The organism is Calidithermus terrae, assembly GCF_003574345.1.
In the GTDB taxonomy this organism is placed as follows: domain Bacteria; phylum Deinococcota; class Deinococci; order Deinococcales; family Thermaceae; genus Calidithermus; species Calidithermus chliarophilus.
This window is the reverse complement of the sequence record NZ_QXDL01000009.1, coordinates 23,346-40,671: the sequence shown is the minus strand read 5'-3', so window position 1 is coordinate 40,671 and position 17,326 is coordinate 23,346. Positions and strand designations below refer to the sequence as shown.

Sequence of the window (17,326 nt, the reverse complement as noted above, 5' to 3'; positions counted from 1 at the left end):
CTCGAGGGCGGTGAGGTGGGGGCCGGCTTTGGCCTGGAAGGCCCGGACTGCCTGGGGGGTGGGCTTGGTGAAGGCGGGGACCATGTGGAGCGCGGTGGTGACGACCAGCTCCTCGCGCAGGGCGCTGGGGAGCCGCAGGTCGCGGGCGATGCGGGGGATGAGCCTCGAGCCCACCTCCTCGTGGCGGTGGAAGCTGTACCAGCCCTCCTCCTTCCACTTCGCGGTGTCCTTCTTGCCGATGTCGTGCAGCAGGGCGTGCCAGCGGTAGGGGGGCGGGGCGCGGTCCACCACCTCCAGGACGTGGGTGAACACGTCGCCCTCGGGGTGCCAGCGGGGGTTTTGCAGCAGCAGGTGGGTGTCCTCGAACTCGGGGATGAGGCGCTGGAGGATCTCGAGGTCGTAGAGGTAGCGCAGGAAGCGGCTGGGGGTGGGGTCCTTGAAGGCCTTGTCGAGCTCGGCCGTCACGCGCTCGACCGCGACGTGGCTGAGCACCGCGGGCGCGGCCTCGCGGGCGGCCTCGAGGGTCTGGGCCTCGATGCTGAAGCCGTAGCGCGCGGCGAAGCGCCCGGCGCGGATCACCCGCAGGTAGTCCTCGCGGAAGCGCTGGCGTGGGTCGCCCACGGCCCGGATCAGCCCGGCCTCGTAGTCGCGCTGCCCGTCGAAGGGGTCCACCACCTCCCCCTTAGCGCTCATGGCGATGGCCCCGATGGTGAAGTCGCGCCGCGCCAGGTCCTCGTGGATGTCCCGGCCCCAGGCCACCTTGGCCCGGCGCCCGTAGGCCTCCACGTCGCGGCGGAAGGTGGTCACCTCGAAGGGGTGGTGCTCGATGAGCACCGTGACGGTGCCGTGCTCGAGGCCCGTGGGGACGGCCTCGAGGCCGTGCGCCTTCGCCAGCCGCAGCGTCTCCTCGGGCGGGGCCGAGGTGGCGAAGTCGAGGTCTTCGGGCTCGCGGCCGAACAGGATGTCGCGCACCGCGCCCCCGACGAGGTACAGGTCGGGCAGGAAGGAGAGCTGTTGCATCACTTCGCGGTAGTCCTTCATCGCCGGCGTCAACGGCTACAGAGTACCTGTCGGTGGTGGGTGGCCGGTAGCCGGGCGCGGGTCGCACGTCGCACGTCCTACGTCGTACGTCGTACGCAAGACGCAAGACGCAAAACGCAAGACGCAAAACGCGAGACGCGGGTCGTACGTCGTACGTCTTACGCCGAATGCAAGATGCGAAACGTGAGACGACTTGTTCCCCCCTTGGCAAGGGGGGCTGGGGGGGATATGCCCTCCCCGCACTCGGGGAGGGGTTCCTTTCACCACGAGCTACAAGCCATGAGCCTTTCGCTGGTGGCTGATAGCTGACGGCTTCCTGCTTCCTTACCGCGTGATCTCGAGCAGCCCCTGTACCGGGCGCTTGTCGCCGATCTCGAGCGCCAGGCGCAGCATGTAGACCACGGCGGCGGCGTCCCAGGCTTGGGGGCGGCAGGCGGCGGGGTAGGGGACGGGGGGTTCGCCCTCGTGCTTGGGGTAGCCGCCCACGAGTTCGGGCAGGCGCAGGTCGTGCTGGGTCATCGCCAGGCGGAAGAGGGCTTCGGAGACCTTGAGGGCTTCGTCGTAGAAGCCGTAGCGGGCCAGGCCCCCGGCGAAGAGGGCGGTGTCGTGGGGCCAGACCGAGCCGTTGTGGTAGGAGAGGGGGTTGTAGCGGGCCTCGCCGGCGCCCAGCGTGCGCAGGCCCCAGCCGCTCCACAGGGGCTCGGAGAAGAGCGTGCGCACGAGCCGGGGGGCGGTCTCCTCGGGCACGATGCCGCTCCACAGCAGGTGGCCGGGGTTGGAGGAGAGCACCTCGAGCGGCTTCTTGTCCCCGTCGAGGGCCATGGCGTAGGTGCCCAGCTCGGGCAGCCAGAACTTCTCGTGGAACACGCCCCTGAGCTCGGCCGCCCGGGCCTTCCAGCGCTCGGCCTCGGCCTCCTCGCCCAGCACCCCGTAGAACTGCGCGGCGGCGCGGTAGGCGGCGTAGGCGTAGCCCTGCACCTCGCTCACGCCGATGGGGCCCTGGGCCAGCCTGCCGTCGCGGTGGCTCTGCGAGTCGCCCGAGTCCTTCCACGACTGCACCGTGAGGCCCCGCTCGTTGGGGGAGAACTCGAGCAGCCCGTCGCCGTCAGGGTCGGCGTAGGTGGTCATCCACCGCAGGGCGGCCTCCCAGTTGGGCCGCAGCGTGCGCACCAGGTCGAAGTCGCCGCAGGTCAGCCAGTACTCGTGCAGCAGCATCACGAACAGCGGGGTGGCATCGACGGTGCCGTAGTAGCGGATGAAGGGCACCTTGCCGGTGCGCGAGAGCTCGCCCTGGCGCACCTCGTGCAGGATCTTGCCCGGCTCCTCGTCGCGGAAGGGGTCCACCACCTGCCCCTGGTGCTTGGCGAGGTAGGTCAGCACGCCGCGGGCCACGTCGGCGCCCCAGGGCAGCAGCATGTAGGCGGTGAGGAGGGCGTCGCGGCCGAAGGGGCAGACGAACCAGGGGATGCCGGCGGCCGGGTAGTAGCCCTCGGGCAGCGAGAACAGCAAAGCCCGCAGGTCGGAGATGGCCTGCTCGAGCACCCGCTGGCTGCGGCCGCTCTCGAGGTGCAGCGGGAAGCGGCGGGCCCACTCCTCGTAGCTCGGCAGCTCGACCCCGTGGGCGTGGAAGGGGCTGTCGAAGGCGCCCCGCACCTCCACGCGGGCCTGCTCCTTGGGCCCCAGGGCGAAGCGCCAGTTGCGGCCGGGGGAGTCGGGGGTGATGTCGAGGCGCGTGGCGACCTCCAGCCCGTCCTCGGCGGTGTAGGAGAAGCCGGTCACGGCGCGCTGCACGGTGTACCAGCCCCGCGCCTCGAAGAGGTCCATGAAGTCGGCGGCGGCCTCGAGGGCGATCTCGACGTCCTGGGGCTGCAGCGAGGTGTTCTCCAGCTCGAGGCGCTCGCGGAACCCCCCGCGCTCCAGCACCAGCTCGCGGCGCAGCCCCACCACCTGCGAGGGCCCCTCGATGCGGCTCCAGTGCTGCACCAGCCGGTCGGGGCGGGGGGTCTCGGAGACCAGCAGGCTGAACCCCGGCAGCTTCCACACGTAGCGCGAGAGGTAGCGGGTGTCGTGGCGGTAGAACCCCCGCTCCTCCCCGTCGGCCATGCCCTGCTCGGACAGTACGGCGTAGGTGTCGTCTTCTTTCAGTGGCAGCATGAAAAGACCTCATTCGTGGCGGATAGCCGGCAGCCCCTTGGCTTTACCGTTGACCATCGGCTATCCGTTACCGGCTATCGACCATCGCCCCTTAGCCCTTCAACGCGCTCGTCGAGACGCCCTCGACGAAGTAGCGCTGGAACACGACGAAGAGGATGATGATGGGGATCATCGAGAGGAAGGCGCTCGCCAGCATCATGCCCCAGTCGCCGGCCACGCCGTAGGCGCTGCGGAAGAAGGACAGGCCCAGCGGCAGGGTGTAGCTGCCCTGCTGCCCCGAAAGCACCACGGCGGCCTTGAAGAACTCGTTCCAGATGCCCTGGAAGGTCATGATGGTCAGGGCCCCAAGCGCGGGCGTGGCCATGGGCAGGATGATGCGGAAGAAGGTGGTGATGGGGTTGGCCCCGTCGATGAGCGCCGCCTCCTCGATCTCGCGCGGGACGGCCTCGAAGAACTGCTTCATCAGGAAGACCTTAGCCATGTCGATGCCGATCCACACGATCATGCCCCACAGGCTGCCCAGCAGGCTCAGGTCGCGCAGCACCAGGTAGTTGGAGATGAACATCGCCTGCTGCGGCACCGCCATCAGCAGGATGATCAGCGCGAAGAGCAGCCCCTTGCCGGGCAGGTACATGCGGGCGAGGGCGTAGCCGGCCAGCGAGGCGAAGAGCAGGTTGATCAGCACCGCCATCAGGCTGACGAAGAAGCTGTTGGCGGTCCAGCGCAGAAAGAAGCTCGAGCCCGTGTTGGGGTCGCGGGCCTCGCGGAAGACCCGCACGTAGTTCTTGAAGGTGTAGCCCAAAAAGCCCGGCGCGGCGGAGTCCCAGCTCGCCACCCGCCCGCGGCGCTCGAGGCGGTTGGGGTCGAGGGTGGCGGTGAGGAAGACCTGGCCGCGCGGGGCCTCCACGTCCAGCGGCAGGCGCGGCGCGGTGGGCCGCTCCTCCGAGGCGGTGGGGTCGCCCCGGGGGTAGCTGATGGTGAAGCGGTAGGTGACCACTTGCCCCTCCTGCTCCCCGACGCGGGCCGGGCGGCGGCTCACCTCCTCCACCGGCGAGACCTGCGCGTAATCGCTGGCCTGCACCTCGTCGAAGATGGCCCCCAGGCCCGCCCCGGCCCGGCGCTCGGGCACGGTCACGGTGGGGGTGGCGGGCTCGGTGCCCGCCGGCACGAAGTACGTCACCTCGAAGGGGATGAGCGCCCCGGGCGCGAAGCCGCCCAGCAGGGGGTTGCCCGCGCCCTGCTGGCCCAGCTTCCAGGCCGCGGCCCAGTTCTTGGGCAGGACCTGGGCGAAGGTGGCGCGGAAGGGCCACTCGAGGGGGTTGTCCTTGAGGCTGCCTAAAAAGGCCACGTAGAAGGGCCCGATGAAGAAGACCCCCAGCGCCAGCATGGTGCCGTAGACCCAGCCGGCGCGGGCCCAGCGCTGCCGCGCGAGGTAGCGTTCGTCGAACTTGCGCCGGGGTTCCATCGCTTGCGTCGCCACGGTGCACCCCCTAGTGGGCCTTCTCCGAGACCCCGAAAGTCCGCTGCAGGAAGACCACGACGAAGGTCAGGCCCGCCAGGATCAGCGCCGCCGCCGAGGCCTCGCCGATGCGCCCCTCGCCGCTGAAGACGCTGTTGTAGACGTAGTAGGCCATGACGATGATCGAGTTGAGGGGGGCCGAGTCGCCCATCAGGGCCACCTGGTCGAACATCTGCAAGGTGCCGATGAGCGAGAGGGTGATGACCAGGAAGGTCACCGGGCGCAGCATGGGCACCGTGACCCGGAAGAACTGCTGCAGCGGCGTCGCCCCGTCGATGGCCGCGGCCTCGTAGACGCTCTTGGGGATGTCCTGCAGCCCGGCCAGGAAGATGAGCATGAGGCTGGGGATGGTGGTGAAGATGTTGAGGATGACGATGCTCCACAGCGGGATGGGCAGGCCCAAGAAGGAGTCGGCGTTGGTGAGCCAGGTGAACTCCGGGGGCTGCTGCTCGCGCGGCACCACCAGCCCCATGGCGTTGAGCACCCAGGTCAGGCCGACGGCCACCACCAGCGAGATGGCGGCGAGGGCGGGGTCGGTGGGGGCGACGGGGAGGCCTCGAGCGCGCTCGAGGGCCACCTGCACCGCCTGGGCCAGCAGGAAGACGCCGGCCAGCGCCAGGATCACCGGCGCGTGGGCCGTCACCCAGCCGATGAAGGTGTTGAGGAAGCCGGTCTTCTGGAAGAACCAGATGGCGATGACGGTCACGGCGGCCGAGGAGAGCACGCTGGGGACGTAGTAGACCGTGCGGAAGAAGGCGATCCCGCGCAGGCGCTGGTTGAGCACCGCCGCCAGCGCCAGCGCCAGGAAGGTCTGGATGGTCGTCACGACCAGCATGAAGCCGATGGAGTGTTGCAGCGCCAGCAAAAACCGCTCTTCTCCGAAAAGTTTGACGAAGTTCTGTAGCCCGACGAAGTTGTAGCTCTCGTTGAGGGTGGTTTTATCGGTGAAGCTGAACCAGATGGTGCGGACGAAAGCGAAGATGAAAAAGATCAGCAGGTGCAGCAAAAACGGGGAAAGAAAAAGCAGCGCGTACAGCGCCTCACTCCGCTTGGAACTCTGCATGGCTCACCCCGCTTTGGCGCGAGGAGCAGGGCAGCACCCCTGCTCCTCGCGCCGGGCATGGCTTACTTCACCAATTTGTTGATCTCGGCCTGGGCGTCGGCGATGGCCTGGTCCACCGACTTCTTGCCGGTGATCACGGCCTGCAGCGCCTCGTTGATCGGCCGCATCCAGTCGCCGCCGTCGTAGGCGCCGAACTTGAAGGGCAGCACGTTCCCGCCCTGCTTGGTCGAGCCGTTGAAGACCACGCGGTTGAGCTCGCCGGTCTTGTCGGCGCGCTGGAAAATCGGGCTGCTGGCGAGGGCGCTGCGGCTGGGCAGGGCCAGGCCGCGGGTGAGGATCCAGTTCTGGGCCTCGGGGCTGGTGAGGGCCTTGAGCACCTTGGCCGCCGCCTGCTTGTTCTTCGAGGCCGCGTTCATGCTCCAGGACACGGTGTAGACGAAGTTGCCGCGCTGCTTGGTGACGGGGTCGAGCGGCAGGAAGGTGGTGCCGAACTTCATGTTGGGGGCCTTGTCCTTGAGGAAGCCGCCGATCCAGGCGCCCTCGATGGACACCGCGGCCTTCTCCTCGCCGATGCACTGGCCGGTCCAGCCGGCGCCGAGGTCTTGGGCGTAGCGGCCCGCGCCGTCCTTGACCAGGCTGGTGTACCACTGGAAGGCCCGCTTGAAGTTGGCGTCGAGCACGGTCTTGCCCTGGGCGTTGAAGGGCTTCCAGCCGGTGGCGTAGGCGAAGGCGCCGAAGCGGGCGAAGTCGGCCACCACGCACAGCCCGGCCACGTCCTTCAGCTTGGTCTGCACTTCCTTGAGCTTGGCCTTGAAGGTGTCCCAGGTGTCGGCCTGGTTGGGGTACTTGACCCCGGCCTCGTCGAAGAGGTCTTTGTTGAACTGCACCGCCAGGGTGTTGAAGTCCTTGGGCAGGCCGTAGATCTTGCCCTTGAAGCTGAAGGCGTTGAGCAGGCTGGGCACGAACACGCCGAGCTCCTTCTGCGTGAAGTAGGCGTTGAGCGGCTCGACCTTGCCCGAGGCGAACACCGGCTCCGACCAGAAGATATCGACGTAGAACAGGTCGCCCGCGGTGCCGGCGGCCAGGGCGTTGAGCAAAGCGGCCTTGTAGTCGCCCTCGATGCCCTGGTACTCCGCGCGGATGCCGTCCTTCTCCACCGCCGGGTTGACCACTTCCTTCAGCAGGCTCGAGATGATGGCGGTGTCGTTGCCCCCGAAGCCCTGCAGTTTGACCACGGTCTGGGCCAGGCCCGTGCCGAGCCCGGCGACTGCCAATGCTGCTAGCCACAACTTCTTCATGCCTTCCTCCTCGTATCCACGGAATTAGCGCCTGCGGGCCGTGGTGTCCCGGACAACCAACTGCACGCCGACCCGTACACCCCGCGGGGGTGCATGGGAGGTTGCCTCTTTCAGAAGGGCCACCGCCGCCTTGGCGATGGCCGGGATCTCCTGCCGTACGGTGGTGAGGGGGCGCTCGAGGTCGGGCAGGTCGTCGAAGCCGACCACCGAGACGTCGTGGGGGACGTCGAGGCCGAGGTCTTCCAGGGCGGCGATGGCCCCCAGCGCCATCTCGTCGGAGGCGGCGAACAGGCCGCTGAAGCGCAGCCCGCCCTCCCAGGCCCGCCGCACCGCCCGGTAGGCCGGCAGGGTGGTGAAGGCCCCGTTGAGCACCAGCTCGGGGCGGTAGGGCACGGCGTAGTCGGTGAGGGCCTGGCGGTAGCCCTCGAAGCGCTCGCGCCCCACCTGGCCCGCGGCGCCCAGGTGGGCGACGTCGCGGTGGCCGAGCTCGAGCAGGTGCTGGGTGGCGGCGTAGGCCCCGCCGGGGTCGTCGGGGGCGACCCAGAACATCCCGGGGTGCACCCCCACCAGCACGCTGTTGGGGTGCTTCTGCCGCATGCGCTCGAGGCGCGGGTCGTGGTCGTGGGCGCCCAGCACGATGTAGCCCGCCGCCGGCTGCAGGGGCTCGCCGCTGGGGCTCATGGGGACCTCGACGAGCTTGTAGCCCTCCTGCCACAGGGCCTCGTCCAGGGCCTCGAACAGCAGGATGAAGTAGGGGGAGTACTTCCAGACCCGGGGCGTGACCATCACCCCCACCGCCTCGGTGCGCCCGGCCAGTTCCCGCGCGGCCACCGAGGGCACGTACCCCAGCTTGTTGACGGCCTCCATCACCCGCTGGCGGGTGACGGGGTGCACCCCCGAGCGGGCGTTGAGGGCGCGGCTCACCGTGCCGGTGGAAACCCCGGCCAGGCGTGCCACGTCGTGGATGGTGGGTATACGCTTGCGGCTCATGGACCCTTGTAAGCGTTTACGAATCTATGCTTGGTACTTTATGCCTCCACCTCGCCCATGTCAAGGCTTCAGGAAGCGAAGCTCATGGGGAAGGGATTGGTTCGCGTGAGAATTGGGTGACGCACGTGTGAAAACGTTTACGAAATTCTGCCAACCCCTTCCAACCCGGCCCTCCGAAGGGGCTTGGTATCGTAGGGGCATGAGTATGAAAGGTCTCATTCTGGCCGCCGGGCGCGGCACTCGGTTGCGACCCTTGACCCACACCCGGCCCAAGCACCTCTTCCGCATTGCAGGAAAGCCCATCATTCACTACGCGCTCGAGAACCTCCGCGAGGCGGGGGTGAGCGAGGTGGGCATCGTGGTCTCGCCCTACAACAAGGAAGACTTCCAGCTCTCCCTCGCCGACTTCCCCGGCATTCGCCTGGAGTACATCGTGCAGGAGCAGGCCTTAGGCCTGGCCCACGCCGTGGGCTCGGCGCGGGAGTGGCTCGCGGGCAGCCCCTTCGTGCTCTACCTGGGCGACAACCTCTTCCAGCGCGGCATCACCGCCTTCACCCAGGCCTTCCAGCCGGGCGTGAGCGCGGTGATCGCCCTGGTCAAGGTGCCCGACCCCCGCCAGTTCGGGGTGGCGGTGCTCGACCCGCAGGGCCACGTGGTCAAACTGCTGGAGAAGCCCAAAGACCCCCCCTCCGACTTAGCCGTGGCCGGGGTGTACGTCTTCGGCCCGGAGATCATGGACATCATCGCCACCCTCGAGCCCAGCGCCCGCGGCGAGTACGAGATCACCGACGCCATCCAGGGCCTCATCGACCGGGGCCGGGAGGTGCTGGGCCGCGAGATCGAGGGCTGGTGGAAGGACACCGGCCGCCCCAGCGACCTCCTCGACGCCAACCGCCTGCTGCTCGTCGAGCAGCCCAGCCCCGTCCCCGTGCTCGAGGGCTACGTCAGCGACAGCCAGATCACCGGCAGAGTGGTGGTGGAGGAGGGCGCGGTGGTGCGCGACTCGACCATCCTCGGCCCCGCCCACATCGCCGCCGGGGCCCACGTCGAGAGCGCCTACATCGGCCCCTTCACCTCCGTGGGCCCGGGCGCTACGGTGCGCCGCGCCGAGGTGGAGTTCTCGATCCTCGAGGAGGACGCGCTGCTGGAGGACGTGCCCCTACGCCTGCACGAGTGCATTTTGGGCGTGGGCGCCAAGGTCGGCAGCCGCAACGGCCTGCCCCGGGCGCACAAGCTGGTGCTGGGGGATTTGTCGAGCGTGGAGTTGGGGTAGAGGGGTGCCGATAGCCGGGCGCGGGTCGTACGTGGGGTGCGGGTCGTACGTGGGGTGCGGGTCGTACGTCGTACGTCGTACGCGAGACGCCAAACGCCAGACGCCAGACGCCAAACGCCCTTTTCTTCACCCCCCTTAGCAAGGGGGGCAGGGGGGATACCCCCTCCCCACGGGAGGGGTTTCACCACGGGCCTTTCGCTGAGGGCTGACGGCTGAAAGCTTACCGCTTACCGCTTTCCCTGCCGGTACTGGCGCAGGTACTCGAGGTCCTCCGCCACCAGGTCGTCGCGGCCGGCGAGGAATTCCAGGTGGTGGCGCAGTTCGTGGATGAGGGTTTCCCAGATCTCGCCCTCCCAGTCGAAGCCGGGGTAGGCCACGGCGCGGAAGGAGCCGTAGTAGAGGGCGATGTGGCGGCCTAAGCCGTCGAAGCCGCCGAGCACGGTGGGGTAGCCGGGGCTTACGTACTCGCCCAGGCGGAACAGGCCCGGCTCGTCGGGGTCGGGCTTGAGGTGCTCGAGGACGTGCATTCCGTGCAGGCCGCGTTTGAACGCCTCAGGGATCTGGTCCCACAGGCGGTAGGCGGTGTCGAGGAACTCGTCGAAGGTCATCGCCCCCAGTGTGGGGCCGGATGATGAAGCGCGGGTAAAGCGGGGTCACAAAGCCGGCAGCGAGGGCGCGAGCGCGGGGCTTCGCGGCGGGTGTACAATGTTCTGGCTTCAGAAAAAGGAGGTCGGACATGGCGGTAGTGAAGGTCATCGAGATCATCGCCGAATCGCCCAAGAGCTGGGAGGACGCGGCCCAGCAGGCCCTCGAGGAAGCCTCCAAGACGGTGCGCGGCATCCGCAGCATCTGGGTGCAGGACCTGCAGGCCATCGTGGAGGACGGCGCCGTCGTGGCCTACCGCGCCAACTGCAAGCTCTCCTTCGTCGTCGAGAGCGAGGGCAAGAAGGCCCCGGCCCGAAGCAGCAACCGCAGCCGCAAATAGACCTGGCCCACCCCCCCCGACCGGCTACACTGGGGACGTGGAACCCCTCAAACTCGCCGGTCTGCTGCTGCTCGGGCTCTCGGCCGTCGAATTGCTGCTCTGGCGCGTGCTGGCGGCCAGTAACCCCAACCTTCACAAGCACTTCCCCGTGCTGGTGCTGGCCTCGGCCGTCGGGGGCGTCGTGGGCTTCGCGCTGTTCTGGCTGGGTTGAAGGGCTCAGGCCAGGCTGCGCCGGTAGGTCAGTGCCTCGGCGAGGTGGGCCTCCTGCACGCCCTCACAGCCGGCGAGGTCGGCGATGGTGCGGGCGACGCGCAGGATGCGGTCGTAGCTGCGGGCGGTGAGCGTGAGGCGCTTGGCCGCCGCGTGGAGCAGGGCTTCCGTGGGGACGAGAGGGTGACGTGCTGGCGCAGGGTGTGGCCCAGCAGCGAGCTGCTGGGCCGGCCCTGCCCATAGCGCATCTGCTCACGGGCCTCGAGCACCCGCTCCCGCACCACTGCGGTGGATTCCCCCTCGGGGGCCCGGGACAGCTCCTGCGGCGTCAGGCGCGGCACCTCTTCGCTTCCTAAGGGCAGCCAGGTCAGGGCTTGCAGGTCGGGACCAAGAAGTTGACGGTCTTTCCCGCTCCTTGCCCTAGATGGAAGCTCCAAAGCCACGGGTGCGATAAGCCCGATTTTGTGCACCTCCAGGGCCTTGCTCAGGGGTTGCTTGACCCGACCGGCCCCTCTGGGATGATTAAAACTCAATCCAGGACGAGGTATCTACATAAAATGCGGGTCACTAGCGGGACTCCTGCAGCGCGCGCAAGGTTTCCTGGGTGAGCTCGAGCTCCACCTACCCGGCGTGGACCCGGATGGCCCGGCGGCGCTGTTGGCGCACCAGCTTCTGCAAGGCTCGTTCGATGGCCTCGCGTTTGGTGTGCACCCCTAGAACCCGGCGGGCCTCTTCCAGCAGGGCTTCGTCGGTCTCGACGGTGATGCGGGGCACAGTGCTCCGAGCACACACCTGCCCGCGTGTATTTAAATGTGCTTCCAAGGAGTGAAAATGCCACCTGGCCATCCAGAACGCGTGTTCGTGTGCTATTGCAGCCCTTTGGCGTGGAAATTACCCCCAGGATGGGGGTTCATGTTGGCGAAGCACCACAGCTGTGGCCCGGCTCCTGGGGGTGGAGCGGTATTACCTCCTGGCCTTAAGGGGGCGCGGAAGTTGACACTATCCTCCTTTTAGGATATTCTCCAACAACCAATAGGCCGCACATTAGTTGCGCCCAGGATTGGGGGTTTCATGTTGAGCAAGCGCGGTTGGTTGTTGCTGGCGAGTGCAGGGCTGGTTCTGACCCTAGCTTCGTGCTCATCGGAGATTGTGCCAACGAAAAGAACGGCTCCTAAGGACTACCCCTTCACCCCTCCGGCTTACACGGGCCTGCCGGCAAAGCGCCCCGTTACTAAGGTGCTCACCGATTTTGCCCAGAAGACCATAAAGGACTTCTCGATAGACGGCAAGCTCACTATTGACACCCGCGCCGTGCCGCCGCTCCGCAAGCAGGGTGAATTGGGGGCGATGAGCGTGGACGAGGTAGATCAGGTTGAGCCGGGCACGGTGATCGTCAGCCCGCCTACCGACAAGGCCCCTTACGGGGTGCTGCGCAAGGTGGACTCGATAACGGAAAATCCCGACGGAACCGCCACCGTAGAGACCTCCCCGGCCACGCTGGCCGAGGCCATCGCAGGCTCTGACTTGAAGCCGGAGGACATACAGCAGACCAGCTACACCGTGCCGGTGAACGTCTCGGTTTTGGCCGTTCCCAAGGCGGGTGCACCGCAAAACCTGACCCTGCCGGATTACCTCACGCCCGAATCAGTCCAACAACTCGCTCCGCAGTGGGATTTCTTTCCCGTCGATGGGGGGCGCTGCGAGACCCCACCCCCTGCGGCGATGCCTCTAGGAATCGTCAACCGCAGCGCGTGCATTCAGCTAAAGCTTTGGATGACCGTGAATGTGGACATCGGCTGGTGGTTCATCTTCCCCTACCTCAAGGGTTTCGGCGCGTGGGCCAATGGCTGGGCAAGAGTGGAGACCTCCATCGCCTACAACGTGCAGGCCCCCGGTCTCAGCCAGACCGTGAATCTCCCCGGTGTTAGCCAGACTTTCCTCGACACTACTGGTGGGGTAGGAGTGTTCTGGATCGGCCCTATCCCAGTGGTTGTCACCCCTAAAGTGATCCTACAGGGTGGGCTCAGTGGCACTTTGAGCATCCAAGGGAACGCGGGCGTGGCGGTGAGCAGCAGCATACCCAACGTCTCTTTCAACCTTGGAACCGAGCAGAGCCCGGTGCAGTACGGCTTCTACTGTGGGAATACCGTTGCCAACGGTTACTGGGGGTGCAAGCCGGTGAACAACGTCGCCGAGAAGGTAGAGGCGCTGCGACAGCAGTTCACCGCCTGGAACCCCTACTCCAACCCTTTGGCCTTGTCGGGAACGGCCAGCATTACCACCACCCTCAGGTACAGGGCTAACCTGAGCGTACAGGCCGGGGTTTATCTCTACGGTACGGTGGGGCTAGCGGCGGCCCTCGAGCCCTATGCCGGACCAAAGATCACTGCTGGAGTCGAATATAACATTCAAGACCCCAACCAGCCCGTGACCCGCTTACAGGCGGGAATCTACGGCGGGCTGGATGGCAGAGTGATGGCAGGAGTCAACATCCTGGGGATTAGCCTGAGCGGAGACGTCATTCCCCAGGGCGCAATTGTCCCCGAAACCCCCCTGCTGCCCGAGTTTTCCAGGTGCTGGCGCGGAGTTGGGCTCACCCCTTGTCCCTAAGGAGGTGTTGTGAGAGCTGCGACCTTGATATTGCTAACCCTTAGCCTAAGCGCGTGCAGCTTGGTGTACCCGGCTTACCCCATCGAGGCCGAGGTGGTGGGCGGCACTTACTCCCGCTCCATTTTGGAGAGTGATGGCTACTGGGTGATCACCAAACCCTTCGACAGCTACAGCTTCTATTTCACCCTGCGCAAGACCGACACCGCTGACCCTGCTCTGGACAACCAGTGGTTCTGGCTCACCCCTGAGTCCTCGGGGTATGACGTCAGCCTCAACCAGCGGCAGGCGCGGTTCGGCGAAATGCTGGTGCTCAACGTTAAGAACAAGCCGGGCCAGCCACCCCCTCCCACAGGTCAGCGGGGCGTGGTGGTCTTGGTGAGTTTCACGGAAAAGGGGAAAGGAAAAACACGGTCCATACGCTTCGTGGTGAACGACCTCAGCGCGAGAAGGTAAGGTCGGCATGTTTAGGAGGAGAACGGTGAAAGCAGTGGGTTTAGCGGTGTTGGCGGGTTTGGCCTTGTTGGTGGCCGGTTGTGGCACGCAAAAGGCCACGGACTCGGTGGGCAAACGGGTGATGACAGCCTCGGATTCCCTCGACTATTTCAACGTCAAAGACATTGGAGAGGTAAAACCACTCCCTAAGGGCAAGCTTTACCTGACGGCACAGGACATCCGCGCCAGGGGCGATCTCAGCACCCAGTCGCTCCACGTCCTCTCGACCAACCCGAACGAGGGATATATCGAGGTCGGAGACTGGTACATACCAAGCGGTGTGTACCAAGGTTTGCAGGAGACCACCCCGTATAACGTGAGTGTGGAGGCGATGAACGTGCTCGAGGGGTCGGAGCTCCAGTTCCTGTTCAACGCCACCCCCGACGAGATGCGATCGGAGCTGGAAAAGGTCGGGTTGAGTGTGCGCGACGTGCGTGAGCTATCGGTGGACGGCGAGTTGAGCATTGACGACTTGAGAACGCTCGCGAGTATGGCCGACCAAAGGAGCGCGCCTGCAAGGCTAGCTGTGATGAGCGGCCGTAGCTTCCGCACCATTCTCGAGAGCCGGATCGCTGCGCGTCAGGGGAGGGATGTACGATGAGCTGGAAAATCCTTTACCCGCTGTTGTGCGGTTTGGTCTTGGCCTCGAGCCTGAGCCTGGTCTCCGCTAAACCTTCCCCCGGCCGCTCGACAAGCGACCCCTTTACCGTGCAGGGAGCTTCTCGCGCGTCGGATCCCAAAGCGGACTGCGTGGCCCAGATGGGCAGGGGATCAGCCACCGCTCGCAACACCGCCACCACCTCCAGCAACCGCCCCGTCGCCAACCTGTACTACCCCAGGTATCTCGCGGCCAAGGCGGTGCTGGTTTTCACAACCTTCGCAGGCGGTAGGCAACTCGTGGCCCAGTCGGACTATAAAGAGAGCTACAGCGGGAACATGGGTGCGCTCACTGCCGACACAACGTACACCTACAACTGCGCGGACTTTGCCAACCTTTACTCTGGTATTCTCGGATACGGCTTCCACAAAGCCCTTCCTGCGAACGACGACCCGACCCCCAACGGAGGCCGCACCGTCGTCTACTCGGATAACAACGGCGGTCAATACTCCTGGCAACCCTGGTAAGCAGGCATGGGCCGAGGCAGGGAATTTCCGCCTTGGCCCGTCGCTTTGACTGGGCTAAAGCACGCGGGGAGAACCGTGCGAGAAGCTCTACTGCTGTTAATAGCTGTCGCTGTCCTGGCCTCTGTGGGCCTTAAGTTTTTCGCCGCTGCCCCCCTTTCCGCTCAGCGGGCCGGGTGTTTTTCGGCGAACGAAGCCGGTTTCACTAACGGCGTGGCGCTCAGTCCCGCAGGGGACCGCTCCAGCCTCGACCTACGCCTCGCACTGGCTAAAGCTCCGGTGCCGACAATGAATTTTGACGCTTTCGTGTTCGTGAACGGGCGCTTGCAGCACATCGAGTCCAACATCGCTGTGGCCTGCGACCGGCCCGCGACGCGCTCGGTGCCCTTACGCATCAGCCTCCGGGATTCGGTGTCGGTGGTGTTCACCCGGCACATCGCGGACAAAACCGGTTCGGCCAGTGAGCTGGTGCGTAAAGGGGATTTGTCCCGGCTTGAGCCAAGGCTTCTTTCCGACGTAGTCACGGTCGCTAACGGGGAGGGACTCGGCGAGTGGGCCAGCCCCGCCGACAGCACACCCGCACACCCTGACAGGCCCACCCTCAGCCACATCTCGGCGGTAGGAGCAGCGATCAACACCTTCGGGGGGATCATCCGCACCAGCACCGAGAGGCAACCGGTCGAGGTGCTGATCTACAACGACACCGCCAGGGCCACGACGTACCATCTCGTCTGCTTACATAACGACACACAGCTCGCCTTCGTGGGCGGTCAATCTCTCATCACACTGCGGCTGCCAGCAAACCAATACGCAACCGTCAGGGCAATGCTCGAGGTGCCCGCCGAGGGTGAACTGGGCCTAGTCCACTGCTACTCGCTCTACTCCTACGGAGCTTCCGCCAAGCAGCCGGTAGAAGTGACCCCGATCTGGCCCGCCTTCACCCTTCGTGGGGCGATACGGTGAATAGCACCAGCCTGCTTAGGCCGTTTATGGAGGTTAAGCTCACCATAGCGGCTCCGCTGCCCCTGGCCTTGTCCGCTGGTCTTGGTGGCCTGGGCTACCTCAGCGTCACCGGGCCACTGCCTGCTTGGATTTCGCCGTTGGCCCTCCTGGCCGTCTTCGCCTTGGCCCACCGACAGGCCTCATGGCAGAACCGGGGCCTGGTTATGGCGAGCTACCTTTTCAGCATCAATCTGCTCGTTACCCGCTCCCTATTCGGCCTGTACAGCATAGAACCAGCGGCCATCGCCACGTTATACGCGCTGGTCATTCTATATATAACGGCGCTTTCCGCCGTTGCCACCGCCACCTTCCCCAGTACGCTCACCCCGTCGCGTATCCTGCTGTTTGCATCCTCGATGAGCTTATTCGACCGAGTGTGCTCCGACCCCGACCTGCTGCACAACCGCGCGGTTCCGTTCTCACACGGTTACTACCTCTTCTCTCCCGCGTTGTCTGGGCTTTACGCGCAACTAGGGATGTACGGGGCGAGCTTTGTAATCTATGCCGCCCTGCTGCTGGGCCTGTGGGCCTTTTACCACCACCGGGCTACCGGTGTGGCGGTGTTCGCCATCGGGGTAGCCCTCGCCATCGTGCTGAGCAGCGCGTTACCGCAGCCGCGGCTTGAGGGCTACCTCGAGGTCAACTTGGTGCAGCCAGGCATCGTTGGGGACGGCGAGCATTTTGTCACACGCAGCGAGGACTACTTGCGCCGCGAACTCTCCCCGCAACTCAGGGGTGGGGCGCTAAATGTGTTGCCTGAGAGCAGCCTGTTCAACTATGACTTCGACACCGACCACCTAGGGCTGCTCGCCCACGACAACTTGCTTATTGGGGGCACCATCCGCAGCCAGTCCTTGGTTTACAACTCCGTCGTTCTGTTACAAAAAGGGCGGGTTACCGCCCGCTATAACAAGATCTTCCTGGTACCAATAGAGGAGGACGCCCGGCTTCAGGCGGGCAATGAGCGGCAAACCAACACCCTCCGCTTCGGTGATGTGATTCTGGGCGTGGGTATTTGCTACGAGTCTTCCTTTGAGCGGATCGGCCTGAAAGCCGTCCATAATGGAGCGCAAGCCCTGCTGTTTCTTTCCAACACCCAAAGCCCTCCAGCCACCGCTCTACAGCTCAGGAGTGTGCAGGTACGTTCGGCGGAGACCGGGAGGGTCGCGCTGTTTGTCGGGATGGCGGGGAACACCTCGATGACAGATGCCAAAGGCAAAGTAGTGTGGCGAATGCCCTGGGCTAGCTCCGAACGCCGGGCAATATCCGTCCCGCTCTACTCCGGCCTCACCAACGCGGCGCACTTTTCAGCCCAATTGAGCTACATTTTGGTGGCAGTCACGTGCGCTACTTTGGTGAGCCTTCTGTGGAAAGGGCTGCACAGAAAAGCCGAGAGGGATCATCAAGGCAGGCGCGACTTTCTTTAAAACTCAAAACTTGCATTGCCCGAATATCCCGCATAAACACGTGCCACCTGCTCCTCCTAAGGCACGGAGTTCCTGCAAGAGCCTGCGCAAAGAAGTTCGGGGAAGAGGAGCCGAACCGCAGACCGCGCCGCAATAGCACG

General features: G+C 65.6%; 17 protein-coding genes and 1 pseudogene. 9 read left to right on the top strand and 9 right to left on the bottom strand.

The annotated features are described in order from the left end of the window. From Mterra_RS02290 to Mterra_RS02265, 6 genes are all read right to left on the bottom strand, one after another. Window positions 1–1,041 (bottom strand): CCA tRNA nucleotidyltransferase (locus Mterra_RS02290; RefSeq protein ID WP_147372509.1); only part of this gene is annotated, 1,041 nt, incomplete at its 3' end. A gap of 324 nt (window positions 1,042–1,365) precedes the next feature. Beyond that, window positions 1,366–3,195, bottom strand: a complete 1,830-nt coding sequence (locus tag Mterra_RS02285; RefSeq protein WP_119313686.1) for an amylo-alpha-1,6-glucosidase — start codon at window positions 3,193–3,195, stop codon at window positions 1,366–1,368. A 91-nt stretch (window positions 3,196–3,286) separates the two neighbouring features. Continuing rightward, entirely contained in the window at window positions 3,287–4,660 is a 1,374-nt protein-coding gene (locus tag Mterra_RS02280) for a carbohydrate ABC transporter permease (protein WP_119313685.1), read from the bottom strand. A 25-nt stretch (window positions 4,661–4,685) separates the two neighbouring features. Continuing rightward, on the bottom strand, window positions 4,686–5,777 hold the full coding sequence (locus Mterra_RS02275) for a carbohydrate ABC transporter permease (RefSeq protein WP_119313684.1): 1,092 nt from the start codon (window positions 5,775–5,777) through the stop codon (window positions 4,686–4,688). 62 nt (window positions 5,778–5,839) lie between these two features. Further along, entirely contained in the window at window positions 5,840–7,075 is a 1,236-nt protein-coding gene (locus tag Mterra_RS02270; protein ID WP_119313683.1) for an extracellular solute-binding protein, read from the bottom strand. A 24-nt stretch (window positions 7,076–7,099) separates the two neighbouring features. Continuing rightward, window positions 7,100–8,065, bottom strand: a complete 966-nt coding sequence (locus Mterra_RS02265) for a LacI family DNA-binding transcriptional regulator (protein WP_119313682.1) — start codon at window positions 8,063–8,065, stop codon at window positions 7,100–7,102. A gap of 205 nt (window positions 8,066–8,270) precedes the next feature. Between Mterra_RS02265 and Mterra_RS02260 the strand changes: the two genes are divergently transcribed. Then, window positions 8,271–9,338 (top strand): glucose-1-phosphate thymidylyltransferase, encoded by a 1,068-nt coding sequence (locus tag Mterra_RS02260; RefSeq protein WP_119313681.1) that lies wholly within the window; start codon window positions 8,271–8,273, stop codon window positions 9,336–9,338. Window positions 9,339–9,565: 227 nt separating this feature from the next. Here the strand turns inward: Mterra_RS02260 and Mterra_RS02255 are convergent, their stop codons facing one another. Next, complete coding sequence (locus Mterra_RS02255; RefSeq protein ID WP_119313680.1) at window positions 9,566–9,946, bottom strand: metallopeptidase family protein; 381 nt, start codon at window positions 9,944–9,946, stop codon at window positions 9,566–9,568. Window positions 9,947–10,074: 128 nt separating this feature from the next. Here Mterra_RS02255 and Mterra_RS02250 point away from each other — a divergent pair, with 128 nt between their 5' ends. After that, window positions 10,075–10,323 (top strand): dodecin family protein, encoded by a 249-nt coding sequence (locus Mterra_RS02250; RefSeq protein ID WP_027891173.1) that lies wholly within the window; start codon window positions 10,075–10,077, stop codon window positions 10,321–10,323. A gap of 37 nt (window positions 10,324–10,360) precedes the next feature. Next, window positions 10,361–10,534, top strand: a complete 174-nt coding sequence (locus tag Mterra_RS22130) for a hypothetical protein (protein ID WP_169730620.1) — start codon at window positions 10,361–10,363, stop codon at window positions 10,532–10,534. A gap of 5 nt (window positions 10,535–10,539) precedes the next feature. On the opposite strand, the pseudogene Mterra_RS22985 reads toward Mterra_RS22130, so the two are convergent. Next, window positions 10,540–10,877 (bottom strand): annotated as a pseudogene (locus tag Mterra_RS22985) (magnesium chelatase subunit ChlI family protein); the annotation flags it as partial. Between the two features lie 277 nt (window positions 10,878–11,154). Then, on the bottom strand, window positions 11,155–11,307 hold the full coding sequence (locus Mterra_RS02240; RefSeq protein ID WP_119313679.1) for a type II toxin-antitoxin system VapB family antitoxin: 153 nt from the start codon (window positions 11,305–11,307) through the stop codon (window positions 11,155–11,157). A gap of 297 nt (window positions 11,308–11,604) precedes the next feature. Here Mterra_RS02240 and Mterra_RS02235 point away from each other — a divergent pair, with 297 nt between their 5' ends. From Mterra_RS02235 to Mterra_RS02210, 6 genes are all read left to right on the top strand, one after another. Further along, a complete protein-coding gene (locus tag Mterra_RS02235) occupies window positions 11,605–13,143 on the top strand; it encodes a hypothetical protein (RefSeq protein ID WP_147372508.1) in 1,539 nt (512 codons plus the stop codon). Between the two features lie 9 nt (window positions 13,144–13,152). After that, window positions 13,153–13,596, top strand: a complete 444-nt coding sequence (locus Mterra_RS02230) for a hypothetical protein (RefSeq protein WP_119313677.1) — start codon at window positions 13,153–13,155, stop codon at window positions 13,594–13,596. A 25-nt stretch (window positions 13,597–13,621) separates the two neighbouring features. Then, window positions 13,622–14,236 carry a hypothetical protein gene (locus tag Mterra_RS02225; protein ID WP_147372507.1) on the top strand — a complete coding sequence of 205 codons (615 nt, stop codon included), beginning with the start codon at window positions 13,622–13,624 and terminating at the stop codon, window positions 14,234–14,236. After that, complete coding sequence (locus Mterra_RS02220) at window positions 14,233–14,760, top strand: hypothetical protein (protein ID WP_147372506.1); 528 nt, start codon at window positions 14,233–14,235, stop codon at window positions 14,758–14,760. Before Mterra_RS02225 ends, Mterra_RS02220 begins: the two co-directional genes overlap by 4 nt. Before the next feature lie 123 nt (window positions 14,761–14,883). Further along, window positions 14,884–15,720 carry a hypothetical protein gene (locus Mterra_RS02215; protein ID WP_147372505.1) on the top strand — a complete coding sequence of 279 codons (837 nt, stop codon included), beginning with the start codon at window positions 14,884–14,886 and terminating at the stop codon, window positions 15,718–15,720. Between the two features lie 26 nt (window positions 15,721–15,746). Then, on the top strand, window positions 15,747–17,186 hold the full coding sequence (locus Mterra_RS02210; protein ID WP_119313673.1) for a nitrilase-related carbon-nitrogen hydrolase: 1,440 nt from the start codon (window positions 15,747–15,749) through the stop codon (window positions 17,184–17,186). Window positions 17,187–17,326: the final 140 nt, after the last annotated feature.